Here is an 18,497-nt window from a genome sequence, read left to right as displayed (position 1 = left end):
AACTAGGGGCATGCAACCCAGTGACACCGTCCAGCCGATCGTCCTGCTCGTGGACAAGGAAGATCCCGCAGCCCACCTCGATGCGGTGGCTGCCGCAGCCGTGGCCAGCGTGAGCGCCTACGCCCGCAGGTCTGAAGATGAGGCCTGGGAAAACTGGGTTTTTGGCCGGTTCACCAAAACGGTCCGCCGCGCCGGGCCTAAGGTGTTCGAGAAGATGGCTGCGTCGGCACCGTCCGGGACCGTCGTTGTCGGCCGGGCAAAAGCCGTTGCCTTTGAACCGGTGACCTACGAGGAGATGCCCAAAAAGCTGCGCGCTCTGCAGGTGTCCGGCACGCACCTGCCGGACGGCGACCCGGTGCCCGGCGGCCCGGGCTCACCGCTCATTGTCGTCAACGCTGATTTGGAGATGTCCACTGGCAAGGCCGGCGCCCAGGCTGCGCACGCCCTGCTGGCCTGGTACCTGACGCTGTCCGCGGAAGAGCGCACGGCCTGGTACGACGCCGGAACCCGGGCCAGCGTCCGGCTCGCCAAGGGCCCCGAGTTTGACACGCTCGCGAAGGCCCCGGGCGCCGGACCGCTGATCGTGGACGCTGGAATGACGGAGATTGCGCCCAACACGGCTACCGCGTTTGTGGCGGCCGCGGGGTAGATTCGGCGGGTTCCTCCGGAATCAGGCCAGGCGGCTGCGGACAATCTCGCTGACGGCCTTGCCATCGAAGCGGCCGGCCACCTTGGCCGTCACCGGCTTCATGACCTGACCCATCTGGCGCATGGTCAGCTCCGTTCCGTCAGCCGTCAGCTCAGCCACTGCTTCGTCCACGATGGCCTCCACGTCAGCTGCGGTCAGTGGTTCCGGCAGATAGGCTTCGATGATTTCAGCCTCAGCGATCTCGGCGTCGCCGCGCTCGTTTTCACCGGCTTCACTGTAGATTCCGGCGGTGTCCCGGCGCTTGGCGGCTTCCTTCTGCAGCAGTGCTACAACCTGTGCATCATCAAGCTCCACCGGAGTTTTGCCGGACTTTTCCCGGGTCTCGATTTCGCCGAGCACGTTGCGCACCGTCATCAGGGCGGTGCGGTTGCCTGCCTTCATATGGGTCTTCATATCGGCCTGGAGCTGCTCTTTGAGTGTCATGGGGACTCATTTCCGGTGAGAGATCGTCGAGTGTGTTGCTTCCATGATCTCAGCTGTGCGCCCCGGCCGCGGCTGCGCAGACCAAGCGGGTGCGTACTCCCAGCAACCGCAGATTGCCTCCCGGGAGCAGAGCATCACCCAACAGTGAACGGCCCAACCCGACGGCGGCGGCACCGGCTGCGAGCCATTCGGCCACATCGTCGCAGCCAATGCCGCCGGAAGGGATCAGTGGGATCCCCGGCAGCGCCCGCCGAACGGCGGCCAGATAGCCAGGGCCCTGGACGCTGCCCGGAAACAGGTGGACAGCGGTGGCACCGGTCCGCCACGCGAGGTGGATTTCGGTGGGAGTCAGAGCGCCTGGATAGCTGGCGAGACCGCAGCGCCGGGCAGCATGGACCACGTCGGGGGCCACCTGCGGGGAGCGCACAAATCCGGCTCCGGCAGCTGCCGCCCGGATCACGTCATCCGGGGTCATGGCCGCCCCGAGGCCCAGCTCAACACCGGCGGGCAGCCGGGCGGCGAGCCGTTCCAGATCCGGAAGGCCGTCCGCCCCGCCTGCAGTCAGTGCCAGGCAGCGGATACCGTTCTCCACCAGGGTCTCCGTCACCGCCGTCACCCGGGACAGCTCCGGGCGGGGCCCTCCGAGGAACCCTCCACCCACCCCCAGCACGGCCATGATCCGGGTCTTGTGCAGGCCGCTGCCCCAGGGGGCCCGGTTGGGCATTGGGCTGATGGGGTCTGCAGTCATCACGGAAGCCTTTCGGACGTTAGATGCGCGTCCCGGGGTCTTGTTCTCCGGCCTCGACGGGAACGCCGATGATGTTGCCGCCTACCGGCATGGGGCAGGTCCCAAACGGTGTAAAGGCACTGGGATAATTCACAGAGCGGTTGAAATCCACCGTGACCGTGGAAGTTCCCGGTTTCGGTGCGTCGAAGGCGACTTTCCGCCAGCCGGCCGTGCTCACATTGTTGGTCGGGTCGTGGAAGGTCAGGGCCAGGCGCCCGCGCCCCTCGTCGCTCACCTGAAGCCGGTAGTCCTGCCCCGACCCGGGCAGGCGGAGCACCACTTCACCGACGGTGAGGTGCACGCCGTCGACGGCGGGGTGTGCGGTGCGGATGGGAACTTCCACCGGCTCTGGATACGCCTCTAAACGCCCTTCAACCACCAGATCCGGACGGTAGCCGAAGGTGGGCACGCCGCGGAATGCGGTGAAGACTGCTGCGGCCGCGTCACGGGTGCGCAGGGCATAGCGACCGCCTCGCCGGGCCAGCTCCACCGCGATCTGCTTTCCGTTGGAACCGCCGTAGTGAACCCAGATGAGTGACTCCTCGTCAGCAAGGGACGCAGTGACGGTGCCGTCAACGGGAGCATCTGTGGCGGCCAGGGTAAGGCCGTCGCCGCCGGTTGCGGACAGGACCGCGGCGTCACCTTCCACGGACCACAGCCCGGGGAGGTGCTCCACAGGGGACGGCGTTTCCGTCAGCCACTGCAGCGACGTCAGGGTCAGCCAACCGTGCTTCTGCGCCAGCTCGGCGTTGCGGGCGCTGCGAAAGGTCTGCCACTGGGTAATGGTCTCGAGCTTGGGGGTGCTCATGGTTCCTCCGGTTCCCTCAACCGATAACTTAACCGGCTGCTTTGGGAAGTGTAGCCCGGGGCTTTGCCGCACCCGGCCCTCACCTGAGCAGTCACGCCGCCGCCAGACAGAACCGGTGTCCGCCCTCGATCAGATTGAGCAGAATACTGGTCAGGCGACCTGGGGTGGACTTTTATCATGTCCTTGCCGGTTCCGGGGTCTTGGGCCGGTTACGCTGAACCTCCGTCGCGGCCCGCGGCGGTCTGCAGGGCGCCCGGAGCAGCGGCGGGTGCCCTGACCGCACGTCCGGTGTGGCGCGGATGACCAGTAAATATGACGCACACCTCACAGCGGATAGTGTTGGTTGGTCCCATCTAAGGAAAGGCCACCATGCACGACCGTATTCGCCACGAAGGACTGCTTGAGCGCAGGATGTCAGCAGAGCAGGCCGCAGCGCTCATCAAACCAGGCATGACCGTGGCGATGAGCGGTTTTACCGGGGCCGGGTATCCCAAGGAGGTGCCGCAGGCGCTTGCCCTCCAGATGGAGGAAGCCCATGCCCGCGGCGAGGACTTCCAGATCAAGGTACTGACCGGCGCCTCCACCGCCCCCGAGCTCGACGGCGTGCTCGCCAAGGCCGGCGGAATGGAACTGCGCCTGCCGTACCAATCCGATCCCACCCTGCGGAAGCGGATCAACGACGGCGAACTTGAGTACATTGATATCCACCTGGGGCACGTGGCCCAGTACACCTGGTTTGGGTTCTACGGCCACATTGACCTTGCAGTGATCGAGGTGGTGGGCATCAATGAAGACGGCTCCCTGATCCCGTCCTCGTCAGTCGGCAACAACAAGACCTGGATCGAGCAGGCGGACAAGATCATCCTCGAAGTGAACATCCAGCAGGCTGCAGCCATGGACGGCATGCACGATGTCTACTACGGCACCGCCCTGCCCCCGCACCGCAAGCCGATCATGCTGGTGAATCCGGATGACCGGATTGGTGAACCCTACCTGCGGCTGGATCCGGAGAAGGTCATCGCCGTCGTGGAAACGGACGCTCCGGACCGCATGACGCCCTTCGCCGCACCGGATGAAACCTCGCAGCAGATTGCCGGGCACCTGATCGACTTTTTCGGGGATGAGATCAAGGCCGGCCGGCTGACCGACAAGCTCCTGCCGCTGCAGTCCGGCGTCGGCAACATTGCCAACGCGGTCCTGGGTGGTCTGGCCACCTCGGGATACACCGGGCTGACCGCTTATACAGAAGTAATCCAGGACGGGATGCTGCATCTGATCCGCGACGGTGTGATCCGGGTGGCTTCCGCAACCTCCTTCTCCCTCAGCCCGGCGGGAATCGAGGAGTTCAACTCCAACATTGAGTTCTACCGCAAGCGGATCATCCTGCGCACCCAGGAAATCTCCAACCACCCCGAGCTCATCCGCCGGCTGGGCTGCATCGCCATGAACGGCATGATTGAGGCGGACCTTTACGGCAATGTGAACTCAACACACATAGCCGGGACAGCAATGATGAACGGGATCGGCGGCTCCGGCGACTTTGCCCGTAACGGTTTCCTGTCTGCCTTCCTTTCGCCGAGCACAGCCAAGGGCGGCAAGATTTCCGGAATTGTGCCGATGGTCAGCCATGTGGACCACACCGAGCACGACACCATGCTGATTGTGACGGAACGAGGCCTTGCCGATCTGCGCGGCCTCTCGCCCAAGCAGCGTGCCCGCACCATCATCGATAAGTGCGCGCACCCGGATTTCCAGCCGCTGCTGCAGGACTATTTTGACCGTGCGTGCCGGGAGAGTTTCGGCAAGCACACCCCGCACCTGCTGGATGAGGCATTGTCCTGGCACCACCGGTTTGTGGAAACCGGTGACAGCCGGATTCAGCAGCCTGCCCGGGCCTAGCCCGTCCATACGCCTAGCCCGGATTCATCGTGTGACACGCACCGGAAGCGGTGCAGATGGTGTTTCGCCGGGTACATGCTAGAAAGCTTCAGTGAGTGAAACTGAAAACCGGACGGCCGGGAAACCCATGGACCAACGTAAATCCCGCCTTCCGCTGCCTCTCTGGGCCGCTGCTGCCGCCGTCGTTCTGATCGCGGTCAACCTGCGTCCGGGAGCGACGTCGATTGGCCCGGTACTGGCCGAACTCCAGTCAACCCTGGGGATGGGGTCGGTCCAGGCCGGAGTCCTGACCGCTCTGCCCGGGCTCACCTTCGCCGTGATCGGGGCGCTGGCTGTGGCTCTCTCCCGAAGGGCAGGCATCAGCCGGACCATTACGGCGGGGCTGGTGGCTGTGGCAGCGGGATTGCTGCTGCGCTCAGTGGTGGAATCCCCGGTGGTGTTCATGCTGCTCACGGTGCTGGCGTTTGCCGGTATGGCGGTAGGCAACATTCTGGTGCCCGCGTTCATCAAACGACACGGAGGCACCCGGACCGCCCTGCTGAACTCGGTGTACGGCACCACTTTGGCGGTGGGAGCAACTCTGCCGCTGCTGATTGCCGGGCCGCTATCCGCCAGCGGCCCCAACGGATGGCAGATCAGCATCCGCGTCTGGGGCGCTGCGGCGCTGCTTGCCCTGGTTCCCTGGATCCTTATTTCCGTTCGGGACCGGCGTGCAGGGGTGGGGGAAGGAGCCCCAGTCAGCGGCCAAGAAGCGGGTGGCCCGGGACATCGGCGGATCACCTCGTCCCGGACCGCTGTGGCTCTGTGCGTATTTTTCGGCGTGCAGTCGATGAATGCCTATGTACAGTTCGGCTGGGCCGCGCAAATCTACCGTGATGCAGGGCTGAGCCAATCCCAGGCCGGGTTGATGATGGCGATCATCGCATCCCTTGGAATACCGGGCGGACTGATCATGCCCTCACTGGTGGCGCGCGCGCCGGGGCTGCCGCTCTACATCGCTGCGCTGGCAGCCTGCACCGGCGCCGGTTACCTTGGCCTGCTGCTGCTTCCGGCGGAAGTGCCGTGGCTCTGGGCCCTGTTGCTTGGCCTCGGCGGCTTCTGTTTTCCGACGGCGCTGGCCCTGATTATCGCGCGCTCCCGCACTCCGCGGATCACAGCTGAACTCTCCGGATTCTGCCAGCCGGTGGGTTACCTGCTGGCGGCGTTGGGACCTTTCGCTATAGGTGCACTCCATGAAGCAACGGGAAGCTGGACGGTACCGCTGATCATCCTGATCGGTTCCTCCGCCGTCATGGCAGCCGCCGGTATGCTTGCCGCAGCGCCTCGGTTCGTGGACGACCAGCTGCGGCGTTCCCCGGCCTAGCCCTCGCCGCGTAGCCGGTCGATCTCGCGGCGGTCTTTTTTGGTGGGACGCCCGGCACCCCGATCCCGCATCGGCACTCCGAGGACGGGGCCCACCGGGCGCGGGGGAGTGTGGTCGGTAAAGCAGTGGGACGCGGCCTCCGCACCCACCCGCTTGGCGATCAGCTGGCGGACTTCGAGGATTCTTTCGTAGCCGGGCTGGCGCACCCTGACGGTGTCTCCGGGCTGGACCGGCTGGGCCGCTTTGGCAGGATTGCCGTTGAGCCGCACATGACCGGCCCGGCAGGCTGCAGTAGCGGCGGACCTGGTCTTGTAGGCCCTGACGGCCCACAGCCAGGCATCCACGCGGACTGATTTCGAGGTGCTCGCAGGAATGCTCATGGGGTACCGATTCTACTGTGTGTTTGGCCGGGGATTCATGATCTGCTCTGCCTCCCGGCGGTCCTCCGCTGCCTCCCGGCGGTTCTCCGGCGCCTCCCGGAGTCGCTCGGCGTCCGCCAGCGCTGACAGCTGGTCGGGCGTGGCCACCGCACCGGGCAGGGGATTGGGAGCTCGCCGGGGACCGGCCGATGAGGCAAGCATCTGCCGCAGTTCGGCCGGGGTATACGGGTCGGGTGCGCCGCGGTGGGACATTGCGTGGCAGTTGGGGCACATGGGCAGCAGGTCGGAGACCGGGTCCAGGACATAATCCGGACCGATGGCGGCGGGCGGAACGATGTGGTGCACCTGAATATACTCAGCGCCTGCGGGGCCGTAGATCTGCTGCATCGAGAGTCCGCACGCTGCGCAGGAGGTGCCGTGGAACGCCACACACCGCTGGACGGCGTCGGGGTCATGTTCAAAGCGGTTCACCGCCACCTGGCGAAGCGTGTCCTGAGGCATGCTCCCCGGGAGCGGAATCGTGGGGTCCACCGCTCCCTGCCACCCCTCGGGAACCGGGAGCGAACGCAGATACGAGGCCCAGGCTGAGCGTAGGGAGGCCTGGGCCTGGGCTGGAACAATCGTTCCCGTGCTGCGCACCGCGTTCCAGTTCAGGTCCGGAACGCTGGCAGTCAGCAGCTCGGCCGGCAAGGCATCGCCCGGCGTCAGGAGCAGGTCAAAGACGATGCCGGCGAGCAGCCCCAGCCGGGCCGGCAACGCGGCACCGGGTTGCGGAGCCGAGGCCACGATACCGTGCCCCAACAGCCCCCGGCCGTGGCGGCCCTGTGCAAAGAGCCAGACATCGGTGCCGAGGTCCAGCCGCTGTCCGCGCCCCACCCGCCAGCGGGTGCCAAAGAGACCCGTGCTGTCCACTGTGGCAGCAGCTGCCGCGAAGTCAGTGCGGCCGGGCCCGGCCCCAAACGCTGTGGCCGGATTCCAGCCCAGCACGACGGCGGCCATGTGTTCTCCTCTGCTTTTCCGGGTTGACCTGGTTCTGGGAGCCTAGTTGATCCTGGCCTCGTGCCCTTCCCACTCCAGGGACCGCAGTTCATTCTTGCGGATTTTGCCGGTGGATGTCTTGGGCAGGTCGAGAATGAATTCCACGCTGCGCGGTGCCTTGTAGGAGGCGATCTGCTCCTTCACATGAGCCAGGAGGTCCTCTGCTGTGACGGTCACGCCGGGGGCAAGCACCACAAAGGCCTTGGGCCGTTCACCCCAGCGGTCATCCGGAACGCCGATTACCGCCACGTCGGCCACGGCCGGATGGCTGGCCAGGGCCTGCTCCACCTCGATCGTGGAGATGTTCTCGCCTCCGGAAACCACCACGTCCTTGGAACGGTCCAGTAACTGGACGTAGCCGTCGGCATGCATGACGCCCAGGTCGCCGGTGCGGAACCAGCCGCCGCGGAAGGCATCAGCGGTCCCGGCGTCGTCGCGGTAGTAGCCGTTCATCACGGAGTTCCCGCGCATGACAATCTCACCCATTTCCACGCCGTCGTCCGCCACATCGATGAGGTCTCCTGACGCTCCAACCTCGTCGCGGACAACACGCAGCCGGTCCGAGGTCAGCATGCCCACGCCCTGCCGGGCCATCTTCCGAGCCAGGGCGTCGCCGTCCAGTGGCCGCCAGGCGGCCTGCGGTTCACAGACTGCATACGGTCCGTAGGATTCGGTGAGGCCGTAAACGTGCACCACAGTAGCTTTCAGCTGGTGGATTTTCTTGATGATGGTGGGGCTGGGTGGGGCGCCGGCAGTGACAATGGTCAGCGGATGAACAAGTTCGTGCGCTTCAGCCGCCGTGGCGATGGCGCTCAGGACCGTGGGGGCGCCCGCCAGATGGTCCACCCCGCAGGAGTCGATCAATCGCCAGATGTCCGGACCGCGGACCGCGCGCAGGCAGACATGCGTTCCCGAGGCAGCAGTCAGTGCCCATGTGGTGCACCAGCCGTTGCAGTGGAACATCGGCAGCGTCCAGAGGTAGACCGTATCGGCACCGAAGCCCTGATGATGCACTTCGCCGAGCGCATTCAGGTACGCCCCGCGGTGCGTATACATGACGCCCTTGGGCCGCCCTGTGGTGCCTGAGGTGTAGTTCAGGCTAATGACAGTGTTTTCGTCCTCGACCTCCCAGGGGAGCGGATTGTCGGTGCCGCGGGCCAGGAAAACGGCGTACGACGTCGTTCCCTCCACCGTGTCCGCGGTTCCGTCCTGCAGGGGGAAGGAAATCACCTCACGAACGGTGGTCAGATCGGCAGGGCCGAGGCCGCGGAGTAGATCCGGATCGCCAAACAGCAGGGACGCGCCGGCGTGGTTGCAGATATAGGCAACCTCGTGAGCAGAGAGGCGCGTATTCAGCGGAACAAGGACACCGCCGGCCAGCGGTACTGCGTAATGGGCAATCAGCAGCTCCGCGGAGTTGGCGCCCAGATAGGCCGCCCGGCCGCCCTCCTCTAATCCGGAGGCGCGCAGTGCATGGGCGGCGCGGGTTACCTCTGCGGCGAACTGCCGATAGGTCAGCTGCCGGTCGCCGTCGATCACCGCCGTCTTGTCCGGGTGCACCTGGGCTGCCCGTTCCAGGAAGCGAAGCGGTGTCAAGGCGGTGTCCAAGCCTGGCATGTTTCTCCTTGGGGCGGGTTGATGGCCTCTAACGCTACAGGCTTTGTGAGGCTTGGATCACATTTCCGGGGTTCCCGCCCGGCGCCGCTGTGTCTGCGCCCGTTTGTGGGCGCAGACACTACGCCCAGTTACTTGGCCGAATACGTCAGGCAGTCGGCCTGCTCGGCTCCGGGGCCCACCTTGACGTCGTGAGCGGTGCACATGAGGTGGTCGTTGTGCCGGCATTCGCTCCGCGTGCAGGCTCCGACGGAGGCCAGGACCTTGGGCAGGCCCCCGGTTGCCGTGGTGTCGATGAACGTGGAACAGCTGGCATGGTTGGGGGTTCCGCCCACGGTAATGGCATATGCGGTGCAGCCATCGTGGTTGTAGTCGCAGCTGTGGACGGAGCAATCGCTGACGGGTGCCACATGATCAGTCATGGTTCCTCCAGAGGGAGTTGCTGTCTGTCGAATTCCGAACGTACCACCGCTGCGCGCCAATAATTAGGACGAATTTGTTGGACGTATTTTCTGCTGGTCCGCCTGGGTGCCGCCTACGGTTCAGGGGCGTAGCTGCCCACCAGCGCGAGCAGCTGGATAGCGGCCAAAGCAAACTGGGAAGCATCATTAGTGGATACCGTTCTGGCCTCGGTCACCGGCACAAGCACGTGCGGAGGTGAGACAGGATGCAGCTGAAAAGCGACATCATTTCCCAGCAGCTCCCCGCCGGCAGCAAATTCCACCCACGCCCGCCGAGCGAGGGCGGGGTCGGAGAGGCGTGCAGCGGCGTAAGCCGTGAGCCGGCTGTGCGCCTGAGTCAGGTATATACCAGCCAGTGGCTGGCCAACTTCAGCTTCCTGTTCCTCCGGCGGAGCCAGAAAAAGGCGGCAGTACTGTAGCCAGGCCTGCTCAAATCCGGGAACGTCGACCAAGCTGATCAATTCGCTGGCTATCTCCACCAAGCCAAAGACTGCACTGAGGTGGGAGACGCTGATCCGCTCACGTCCGGCATCGAAGCGTCCGCTATGCATGTCATAGCGGGCTTCTCCGGTCAGGAAGCCGTACTTTAGCGCACCGATGTCCTGCATAGTGCCCAGGAGCTTGGCGCGCGCTTCCGGATCACCGTGGCGTTCCCACGCCGTCAGCCATGCAGCAGCGAGAGCGCCGTAGTCAGTGCCGAGACCAACGGCTAAGGCCGCGGGATCCGGTGAATAGATGTCGTCCCGGACTTTCCGGGTCGGATCCAGCTTCAGGAAGTTCCGTTCTCCGTCCACCAATTCATCCAGCAGGTCTCCGGTGCGGTCGTCCGCGGTCAGGAAGTAATAAAAACGCCTGTAGGCAGCACTGGATATCCGGTGCTGTTTTGCACTGCAGCCCCAGTGCTGCACATTGTGCCGGGTCCCTAGCCCGGCCCATCGGCCCAAATGGTACACATCAACTTCGCCGGTGTGCCTGGTCATGGCCTCTGCCACGCGAAAGATGTCCGCCCTGCCGGACCGGAGGTAGGCGTACCAAAGCCATAGATCCGGTGACAGTTCGGAGTTGTCCCAGGCGTATCCGCCAACGTCGTAGCGCCAGACATGGCGGTCGGCGTCGTAAGTGTGCATCACATCGCCGTAATTCCAGAAGCCGTACCAACGGCGCTGCTCAATCTGCCCTGCGTAGAAATCGAACAGGAAATCCAGCTTGTCCTCCAGTGCCGCCGCTGCGGTGCTGCTGCGGTTGACGGGGGCCCAGTCCCCGAAAACGCGGGCGGAGGAGATATGGGCGGGTGTTGCCTGGAGCAGCGGGGGCGTGGAGGCCCATCGGGCGTCCGCAGCGAGGCGGAGGGCCGCCGGTGTGGCATCGTACGCAAAGAGTGTCACCTCGTGGGTGCGTGCGATTCCGTGGGGCGTTCCGAACCCTTTTTCATAGTCTTCGTAGGTGATTTCCAGCCCTTCGAGCTGCTTTTCATAGGTGTCCTGCCCCAGCCCGTCGTGGTAGAAGCGCAGGTCCATGGGCTGTGCCTGCGGGGAATGCAGCCATTGTGTGAGCTCAGCGGCCGACTTGTCCGCGCCGCGGATGTCGATTCCCGCAGGGTAGGACTTCCAGAAATCACGGATTCCAATGCCGAAGCCACCATTGGGCGTACCGAGGTACGCGAATCCTTCAGAGCGGGTGCCGGTGGAGATCCCGATCCAGGGGTGGTTCTGTCCGGTGCGTTTTTGCAGGCTGAACCCGTCGCTAGTGAGCTGGGCCAGCGAGTAGTCCGGCCAAGCCGGGATGAGGTCCAGCCGTCCGCTGACCTCAGGGTTCCAAGTTTCCGGATCGGGAGTGGCAACACCGGCAATCTGGGCAGCGCGGACATCAGCACCGGGATCTCGGCGCAGCCCGGTCATGCCACGCACCGCCTCCATGAGGAATCCGCCGTCAGCTCCGGCAATGCGTATGTGGCGATCATGCAGTTGCCCCTGGAGCGGCACAGTGAAGCGGACCCCCAGTCCGGAGAGGAAGTCGCTGTGCTCGTCGCCGTCCCAGGTAAAGGTGTGCATCATCCGGATGCTTCTGGCCCCCGCATGAAAGTAGAGGCGGACGACAAACGGCAGCCAGTTCCGCCCGTCCCCGGCATGTACCCCGTCGATCCGCACCACCACGCGAGCCGGCCCGCTGGATTCGACGACGGCGTCATTCACTTGGGATTCGTAGCTGGAGCGAGTGACAGAGGTGGCGTTTTCATCCACTGTGTCCACCGTGGAGCTGATCAGCCGGCCGCCGGCGGCAACAACAACGTTGTCCCGGGCAAGGGATTTCAGGAAGTCGCGGCCGGTGCGGCCCACGACGCAGACCAGCGCCCCGGTATCAACCCTGATATCCGTTTCCGAGCTTTCCACCGAGACCCGGCTGCCTTCAGCGGCAGTCTCCTGCGCTGCTGCTGAATCCAGCTGCCTCGATGTAGCCAGAAGCAGTGGGCCGCTTGAAGAAGCCGAAGGCAGGGCTCCGGTTGCTATACCGGCCCACTTGAGTGATCCGTCGGGCCAGGTGGCCGCGGGCCATATTTGGTGGACTACCGCCCGGCCGCCGGCATCCGTCAGCGTCAGTGCGCCGGCGTTGGACACCGTGCCCCGGGCAAAGGGAACCCCAAAGGTCATCCCGCTGGGCAGGGGGGCGGTGTCGGGTACATCGATTGGCTCCAGCCAATTGAGGACAACGGGATCATGCATGGGGGTTCCTCCAGGAAGGGTCAGGTCGGTGGATTGAGGGTGCAGACGGAGAGGTTGCGGTACTCGGCCACCAGCGGCGCCATCTGCCGGAACCCAAAGTGTCCGCCGGTGAGCGGGGCGCCGCCGGGGGTGCCGTCGTCGTGCCAGGTGAAAAGAGGGAGCCCATTGATGCTGAAGCGCACGTCCGGGCCGTCCTTGTCGATGACGAGGCGGTAAAACCCATCCGCGTCCACAGCAGGCGGCAACGGATCCGCGCCCTGAGCAACCAGGTGGAATCCCGAACTCCGGCGCAGGTTGCAGGTGCGGAAAGCCCTCTCCTGGGGCCATCGGCGGCGAAAGTAGGAAAGGTGCAGGGCATTGATATCCCCTGAATGGTATTGCGGGTAGCGGCCGTCACGGGGGAGCTGCCCCGGCCCGAACAACTCACCTGAGTGCCCCTGCGCTGAGAAAAAAACCATGGCCAGACCGGGATCTTCGATGGGCCGGAAATCCCATGAAATGCGCACCCTGTCAGCAAAGGGAACGGGACACCAAAGGGTCCAGTGCGCAGAGTCCTGATCAGGGTTCGTAGCGGAACTGGCAAGCACCACACCAGATGGACCCTGGCTGATAGCCGCGGGGCCCTCGGGGATCCATCCGGCCAAATCGGCGGGGGACTGCAAAGCGTTCGTATAAAAGCTCACAGATTTAGTCCCCGCGGCGGTAACAGTGCATCCCGGCCCGTGTACGCCCGCAGCGCGCGGGCAACATACGAGGCGATGTCACTGGCTCCGCGGATACAGAAATGTGTCCTGTCTCCTTCCGCAAAGAGGCTCGGCGCCGCGTCCTCGCCCAGGAATTCGTACAGCCAGGCCGAAAAAACGGTGAGATCGATAACCGGAACATTTTCCCGGGCAGCCAAGGCCCGCACCGCTTGGGGGTAGGCGCCGTGTGAGGGGACCAACCGGCCGTCCTCGAACCAGCAGCGCTCAACAGAAGTACAAAGGACCGGCAGCGCTCCGCGGGACCGCACATCGGCCAGGAAACCGGCCAACCTGTAGGTGTAACCGCCGTCGGGCGCCAGGAGAGCAGGCTGCTTTTGGTCGTTGTGACCAAATTGGATCAGCACCAGGTTCTCCGGCTCGAGCTCTTTCAGGAGCTCGCCCCACAGGCCTTCGCTGATGAACGATTCGGTGGTGGCGCCGCCTTTGGCGAAGTTCATCACCGTGTCCGTCTCGTCGAGGAAGGCAGCAAGCACCGCGCCCCAGCCGCTCATGGGGTACTCCTCCGGAGGGCAGGCGGCCACCGTGGAATCTCCGGCCAACAGTATCCTCAACCCTTCACCGAGCCAATCATGATGCCTTTAGCGAAGTGCTTTTGGAGGAACGGGTAGAACAAGAGGATAGGAACAGTGGCAACCACCACCACGGCAAATTTAATTCCTTGGGACGGCGGAATGTAACTGGGATCAGGGTTGTCCAGCATGGCCTGAGACGCCACTGTCACTTGGCGCAGGAACATTTGGAGGGTCCACATATTGCTGTCATTGAGGTAGAGCAAAGGAGACATGAAGTCGTTCCAGATGCCCACGGCGTAGAAGAGGGCAAACGTAGCCAGAACGGGCTTTGACAGCGGTAGCAGAATGCTCCAGAGGATGCGCAGCTCCGAGGCGCCGTCGATCTTGGCCGATTCCTCCAATTCTGCAGGCAGCTCCTGGAAGAAGTTTTTGATGATGATCAGGCTGAAGGGGTTTACGGCCATGGGCAGGATCAATGCCCACCATGTATCCAGCAGCCCCAGGTCCTTGACCACCAGGAAAGTGGGGATCATTCCGGCGGAGAACACCATGGTGAACACCACTAGGCTGAGGATGATGTTGCGGCCGGGCAGCGCACGCTTGGAGAGCGGATAGGCCATGCACACAGTCAGCGCGAGCTGGATGACCGTCCCGGTTGCCGTCACGCCAATGGTGGTGGCCATTGCCCGGAGAAAGGCCGGAGTTTGAAGGATCGCTTCGTAGGATCCTAGGGTGAACTCTTCGGGCCAGAGAAAGAATGATCGCCGAGTGAGCTCTGCTTCTGTTGCGAACGACCCCGCGATGACAAAGAGAAACGGCAGGAGCGCAAGAACCCCCACCACGCCCAAGAGCACAATGTTGAAAGCGTCGAAAACGCGTCCCGGTTTTGTGTTGTATCGATTATCCATCTAGAAAAGTCCCGACTGATTGAACCGCTTGGCGAGCGAATTCGCGCCAAAGATGAGGATGACGCCCACAAGCGCCTTGAACAGCCCCACGGCGGTGCTGTAGCTGTAAGCACCCTGGGTGATGCCCACAAAGTACACATAGGTGTCGAAGACATCTGCCACGTTTCGGTTCAGGCTGTTCGACATGAGGTAGATCTGCTCGAATCCGGTGTTGAGGATTTGACCGATCTGCAGGATCAGCAGGACAACAATGACGCCGCGGATGTTGGGCAGCGTAATATGCCAGACCCGCTGGAAGCGGCCGGCACCGTCAATGACGGCGGCCTCATATTGCTCCTGATCTACGGTGGCCAGGGCCGCAAGGAAAATGATGGTTCCCCAGCCGGTGTTCTTCCAGATTTCCTGGGCAACAATGATCGGACGAAACCAGTCCGGATCGGCCAGGAAATCGATATTGGTACCCATGAGGTTGTTCAGTCCGGTAAATAGCGGGCCTACATCCATTGCCAGCAGAAGATAGCTCAGCGACGCCACAATGGTCCAGGAAAGGAAATGGGGAATGTAGACGAGAGTCTGGATGGTGCGCTTGTAGATCTGGAGACGCAATTCGTTGAGCAGCAGGGCCATGATGATGGTCAGCGGAAACGCAACGAAAAGGGAAAGCGCTGCAAGGATGAGGGTATTTGAGAGGAGTCGGGGGAAATCCGGGTTGGTGAAGAAATCCTCAAAGTGCTGAAACCCTACCCAGGGGCTGCCATCGATGCCAAGGAAGGGAACAAAGTCCTTGAACGCGATGCGTGCGCCCCACATGGGCCAGTAGCGGAAAACGGCGAAGTAAATGACCCCGGGCATAAGCAGCAGGTACAGCCACCGGTATTGAACCAGGCGAGCCTTGAACGAGACCTTGCGTGATGCCGGGGCCGATGGTCCGGAGGCTGCGGATATTGGGTCCGCGTTTTGAAGGATGCTGGTCACGGTGTGTCCTTACTAGGGGGCCGGGGGGGTGCAGCGCCCAATGTGGCCGCACCCCCTGATGATGCTTATTTGGTCGAATTGGTCTGTTCGTTGATTTCGGCGATGATGTCGTTGCCCCCGCTGGTCTTCCAGCGCTCGACGGCGTCGCGCAGCGCCTGCTCATCGATCTGTCCTGCCAGGAACTGGATCCGGGCGTCCGTGACGATATTGTCCAGCTGTGCCCCCTTGGCAACCTGGGTTTCGGAGACGAAAGCTGAGGCCGGGTTTTGATCTGCAAATTCGAGATCTGATTCCTGCAGCTGCAGCCGCTTGTCGAACATCTCCTGTTCGTATGCGGTTGCCTGCTTGGGAAGGTAATACTTGATTCCGTCCACATTGGTTCCCAGCTGGGAGTAGCTCTTGACCGCCTGGGCGACTTCCGCGCCTTCAGCACCGAGCTCGGTTTTGGGGACGGTCAGGTCGCCATCGAGCGTGAAATTGACGTCTTCAATGCCGTTGTTGATGAGGATTGCGGCCTCCTCTGAGTTGAGATCGTTGAGGAAGCTAAGGACTTCCTTCAGTTCTGCTTCGGTCTTGACCGTCGCTTTGGGAATGGCAAGGAAACCAGAGAACCCGGGGGTCGGGTGGGCATGAAGCTCACTGTCAGGGCCTTCAAGGTTGCCGGCGATGTCTACGAAGTTCTCAAAGGTGGTTGGATCCTGCGTCTTGAAGAGGTCGATGAGCACCGAAGCGCGCGAGTGCACGTCGATGATGATTCCGCCCTTGCCGTTGAAAAACGGTTCATTCCAGGTTGCCGAGTCCATGGTCGCGTAGTCGCCGTTGATCAGGCCTTCATCCACGAACTTTTTTAGGTACTGATTTGCTTCAATGAACTCCTCAGTGGCGAAGTTGGGCACCAGCTCTCCGTCCCGCTCGGCCCAGGTGTTTCCGGCGCCAAACCAAGTGGCCACGACGTCGTAAGGGCTGTTTGAGTTCACGGTCCCGGGCCACTTGGGAACAATAAGGCCATAGGTGTCCTTGACCCCGTTGCCGTCCGGATCGTTTTCGGTGAAGGCCTTGGAAATCTCATAAAGGTCATCAACCGTAGTGGGCGTTTCCAGGCCGAGGTTCTCCAGCCAGTCCTTGCGCAGGATGACAGAGGTTCGCATCGCGTCGCGTGCCCGGTAAACGCCGTACACTTCGCCATTGATACTGGCATTGCGTTCAATATCGGGGTTTTCAGTCACAAGATTGGGATACTCATCCAAATAGTTCGAGAGCTCCCAGAAAGCGCCCGCCTTAGCATTCTTGACGAAGCCAGGTGTCTTGGCCTGAATGATCATTACGTGCGGAAGATCATCTCCGGCAAGGGTGATGTTGGTCTTCTCTTCATAGTCGGCGTTGGGGACCCAATTGATGTCGAGTTTTTTTCCCGTAATTTCTTCAAGCTTGGTCTGAACCGTATCTCCCTTTTCCGGCGGCTGAGGCTCCAAGAAGGGCACCATGATGGAGACGGTATCCAGGGATGGGGCCTCCTCCGGGGTGGAGGAGCAGGCCGAAAGGGCCATGCCCGCGCTAAGAATAATGGCCAGTCCCGTGAGAGGTTTGCGTTGCATTGTGATCTCCTTTGATGGATGCAGCAAGTAGAGATGAGAGCTTTTATCGCGGCATGATGCCGGCCGCAGCGGGTGAGTGCAGTTATCTATATCGGGCTAGAAACCTGCCGGCTCAAGCGGGGGAGGCAGCGAGGCGGGCCTCATTGCGAACAAAAAAGTCGAGAGCCACCCGGGTAGTCAGGTAAATGGCCAACCCAAAGGAAAAGAAAGGCACCAGACCGGGCAGCTGGATGGTGGCGACCGTTACCCCGGACAGGATGAGCCCATTCAGAATGAGCAGCAGCGGGTTGGTAAGCGTCAGTGTGATTGCTGCCGGAACCGCTGCGACAGTCCTGATGTCGTAGTGGTTCAGGATCGGCACGAACACCGTCACGATGGTGGCGCAGATGCCTGCAACAACGAGGACTACCGGCGCCAGCAGCGAAGAAAAACCATCCTGACCGCTGCGAAAGAACTCCCAGCTGGACAACAGTGATGCCAGTACCACTGCTGCGGGCAGCAGAGCAACATTCGCCCTGACGAAATCAGATTTCCAATGCCTCCAAAAAGCAGGAAACACGTTGAAAGCCTCACCGCTGGCCCGTCTCCGGACCAGTGCAGACCCAGCGACGAAGGAAGGCCCAAACCCGAAAACAATGCCTCCCAGGACAGTGAAACCGATGAACGCCAGATTCAGCAGGGCGATCCACGTCAAGGTGTCGAAGAAGTCGTAGGCACGTGCTGCCAGACTGCCCTTCTTCAAGACGTTGGATCTTTGCTGATGGAATCGCCAAACATCAACCACACCTCTTTGTGAGTACAGCTTGGAATGCGGTTTCCCGCGATTGAGACCAACCTATGGCTGGATATGCCAGTCCGTCAATAGATTTTTGAATCGTTATAATTGTTGCAGGGAAGTGGTGTGCCTGCTGGAGTCGCTGACAGGTGGTAGGAGGCGTCTGGGGATCTATCCGGTGGTGATCCCCGGACGCGCATCCAGGCTGGATACTCCGAAGGTGCGAATTGCGGCTACGCCTTCCCGGTCCTTGGCACGTAGTGCGGAGGCTCTGCTGGTGACTCCGACAAGTAGGCTGTGCGATATTTCAGTCTTTCCGGAGCCAGGAATGTCAGTGGCAGGTGAAAGCCTGAAGTCATGGATCAGCACGGATCTTTTCCCAAGACCAGCACCGGTGGTTCCGCCGCTGCCGGGCAGGGCGCTGTCCCGAATACGGGAAGAGATTCAGGGCGGGAGTCAGGAAGAGATTCAGTGCCCAGCCTGGCGGTTTATGAGGCCGAGCCGGGGCCTGTGGAACGGTCTGCCAGTGGTGGTCGCGGAACTGAAGCCGGAGCTGAGGCCGGAAGCGGAACTGACGCAGGAACCGGAGCTGACGCAGGAACCGGCAGTGAGCCCGGTGCCGGTGTGGGGCCCGGGGCTGAGGCTGGATCGGGGGCGGCTGCGGCGGCGGATGCCGGTGGGTATCGGGACGGGTTTACCGGGGCCCTGGTGTTGCAGGGTGTTGAGGCCTTCACCCAGGAGGAGGCTGGTAGGGTGCTGGCCCGGC

Annotated in this window: 17 protein-coding genes and 1 pseudogene; 4 read left to right on the top strand and 14 right to left on the bottom strand. The window is 62.7% G+C overall.

Going from position 1 to position 18,497, the window contains the following annotated elements; all coding sequences use genetic code 11:
• Positions 1–10 precede the first annotated feature (10 nt).
• Positions 11–649 carry a peptidyl-tRNA hydrolase gene (locus tag ABIB35_RS17500; RefSeq protein ID WP_354183010.1) on the top strand — a complete coding sequence of 213 codons (639 nt, stop codon included), beginning with the start codon at positions 11–13 and terminating at the stop codon, positions 647–649.
• A gap of 21 nt (positions 650–670) precedes the next feature.
• Here ABIB35_RS17500 and ABIB35_RS17495 read toward each other — a convergent pair whose 3' ends face one another.
• The 3 genes from ABIB35_RS17495 to ABIB35_RS17485 are packed head-to-tail and all read right to left on the bottom strand — an operon-like array spanning position 671 to position 2,727.
• Positions 671–1,132 (bottom strand): GatB/YqeY domain-containing protein, encoded by a 462-nt coding sequence (locus tag ABIB35_RS17495; protein WP_354183009.1) that lies wholly within the window; start codon positions 1,130–1,132, stop codon positions 671–673.
• A gap of 49 nt (positions 1,133–1,181) precedes the next feature.
• Entirely contained in the window at positions 1,182–1,880 is a 699-nt protein-coding gene (locus ABIB35_RS17490) for a bifunctional 4-hydroxy-2-oxoglutarate aldolase/2-dehydro-3-deoxy-phosphogluconate aldolase (RefSeq protein ID WP_354183008.1), read from the bottom strand.
• Positions 1,881–1,899: 19 nt separating this feature from the next.
• Positions 1,900–2,727, bottom strand: coding sequence for a DUF1684 domain-containing protein (locus tag ABIB35_RS17485; protein WP_354183007.1), 828 nt, complete (start codon positions 2,725–2,727; stop codon positions 1,900–1,902).
• Between the two features lie 369 nt (positions 2,728–3,096).
• On the opposite strand from ABIB35_RS17485, the gene scpC reads away from it, so the two are divergent.
• Positions 3,097–4,626: a succinyl-CoA:acetate CoA-transferase ScpC gene (scpC, locus tag ABIB35_RS17480; RefSeq protein ID WP_354183006.1), complete on the top strand. Its 1,530-nt coding sequence runs from the start codon at positions 3,097–3,099 to the stop codon at positions 4,624–4,626.
• Positions 4,627–4,717: 91 nt separating this feature from the next.
• Entirely contained in the window at positions 4,718–5,989 is a 1,272-nt protein-coding gene (locus ABIB35_RS17475) for an MFS transporter (protein ID WP_354183005.1), read from the top strand.
• On the opposite strand, the gene ABIB35_RS17470 is transcribed toward ABIB35_RS17475, so the two are convergent.
• The 11 genes from ABIB35_RS17470 to ABIB35_RS17420 form a co-directional block, all read right to left on the bottom strand.
• The gene (locus ABIB35_RS17470; protein WP_354183004.1) at positions 5,986–6,369 is read right to left on the bottom strand and encodes an RNA-binding S4 domain-containing protein; all 384 of its coding nucleotides are present in this window, start codon (positions 6,367–6,369) and stop codon (positions 5,986–5,988) included. The two genes, ABIB35_RS17475 and ABIB35_RS17470, sit on opposite strands and share 4 nt — an antisense overlap.
• Positions 6,370–6,381: 12 nt before the next feature.
• Complete coding sequence (locus ABIB35_RS17465) at positions 6,382–7,368, bottom strand: HNH endonuclease (RefSeq protein WP_354183003.1); 987 nt, start codon at positions 7,366–7,368, stop codon at positions 6,382–6,384.
• Positions 7,369–7,410: 42 nt separating this feature from the next.
• Positions 7,411–9,024, bottom strand: a complete 1,614-nt coding sequence (locus ABIB35_RS17460; RefSeq protein WP_354183002.1) for an AMP-binding protein — start codon at positions 9,022–9,024, stop codon at positions 7,411–7,413.
• Between the two features lie 128 nt (positions 9,025–9,152).
• On the bottom strand, positions 9,153–9,443 hold the full coding sequence (locus tag ABIB35_RS17455) for a DUF1540 domain-containing protein (protein WP_354183001.1): 291 nt from the start codon (positions 9,441–9,443) through the stop codon (positions 9,153–9,155).
• A gap of 113 nt (positions 9,444–9,556) precedes the next feature.
• Positions 9,557–12,202, bottom strand: a complete 2,646-nt coding sequence (locus ABIB35_RS17450) for an exo-rhamnogalacturonan lyase family protein (RefSeq protein ID WP_354183000.1) — start codon at positions 12,200–12,202, stop codon at positions 9,557–9,559.
• A 20-nt stretch (positions 12,203–12,222) separates the two neighbouring features.
• Positions 12,223–12,885, bottom strand: a complete 663-nt coding sequence (locus ABIB35_RS17445; RefSeq protein WP_354182999.1) for a DUF1961 family protein — start codon at positions 12,883–12,885, stop codon at positions 12,223–12,225.
• Positions 12,882–13,457: a rhamnogalacturonan acetylesterase gene (locus ABIB35_RS17440; protein WP_502915826.1), complete on the bottom strand. Its 576-nt coding sequence runs from the start codon at positions 13,455–13,457 to the stop codon at positions 12,882–12,884. Before ABIB35_RS17440 ends, ABIB35_RS17445 begins: the two co-directional genes overlap by 4 nt.
• Positions 13,458–13,513: 56 nt before the next feature.
• Entirely contained in the window at positions 13,514–14,386 is an 873-nt protein-coding gene (locus tag ABIB35_RS17435) for a carbohydrate ABC transporter permease (protein ID WP_354182997.1), read from the bottom strand.
• Positions 14,387–15,361 (bottom strand): ABC transporter permease, encoded by a 975-nt coding sequence (locus ABIB35_RS17430; protein ID WP_354182996.1) that lies wholly within the window; start codon positions 15,359–15,361, stop codon positions 14,387–14,389.
• 65 nt (positions 15,362–15,426) lie between these two features.
• Complete coding sequence (locus ABIB35_RS17425; protein ID WP_354182995.1) at positions 15,427–16,956, bottom strand: extracellular solute-binding protein; 1,530 nt, start codon at positions 16,954–16,956, stop codon at positions 15,427–15,429.
• A 112-nt stretch (positions 16,957–17,068) separates the two neighbouring features.
• Complete coding sequence (locus ABIB35_RS17420; RefSeq protein WP_354182994.1) at positions 17,069–17,698, bottom strand: YesL family protein; 630 nt, start codon at positions 17,696–17,698, stop codon at positions 17,069–17,071.
• A gap of 504 nt (positions 17,699–18,202) precedes the next feature.
• On the opposite strand from ABIB35_RS17420, the pseudogene ABIB35_RS17415 reads away from it, so the two are divergent.
• Positions 18,203–18,497: pseudogene (locus ABIB35_RS17415) on the top strand (hypothetical protein); the annotation flags it as partial.

Source organism: Arthrobacter sp. UYP6 (assembly GCF_040547315.1).
In the GTDB taxonomy this organism is placed as follows: Bacteria; Actinomycetota; Actinomycetes; order Actinomycetales; family Micrococcaceae; genus Arthrobacter_B.
This window is presented reverse-complemented; position numbering and strand designations above follow the sequence as displayed.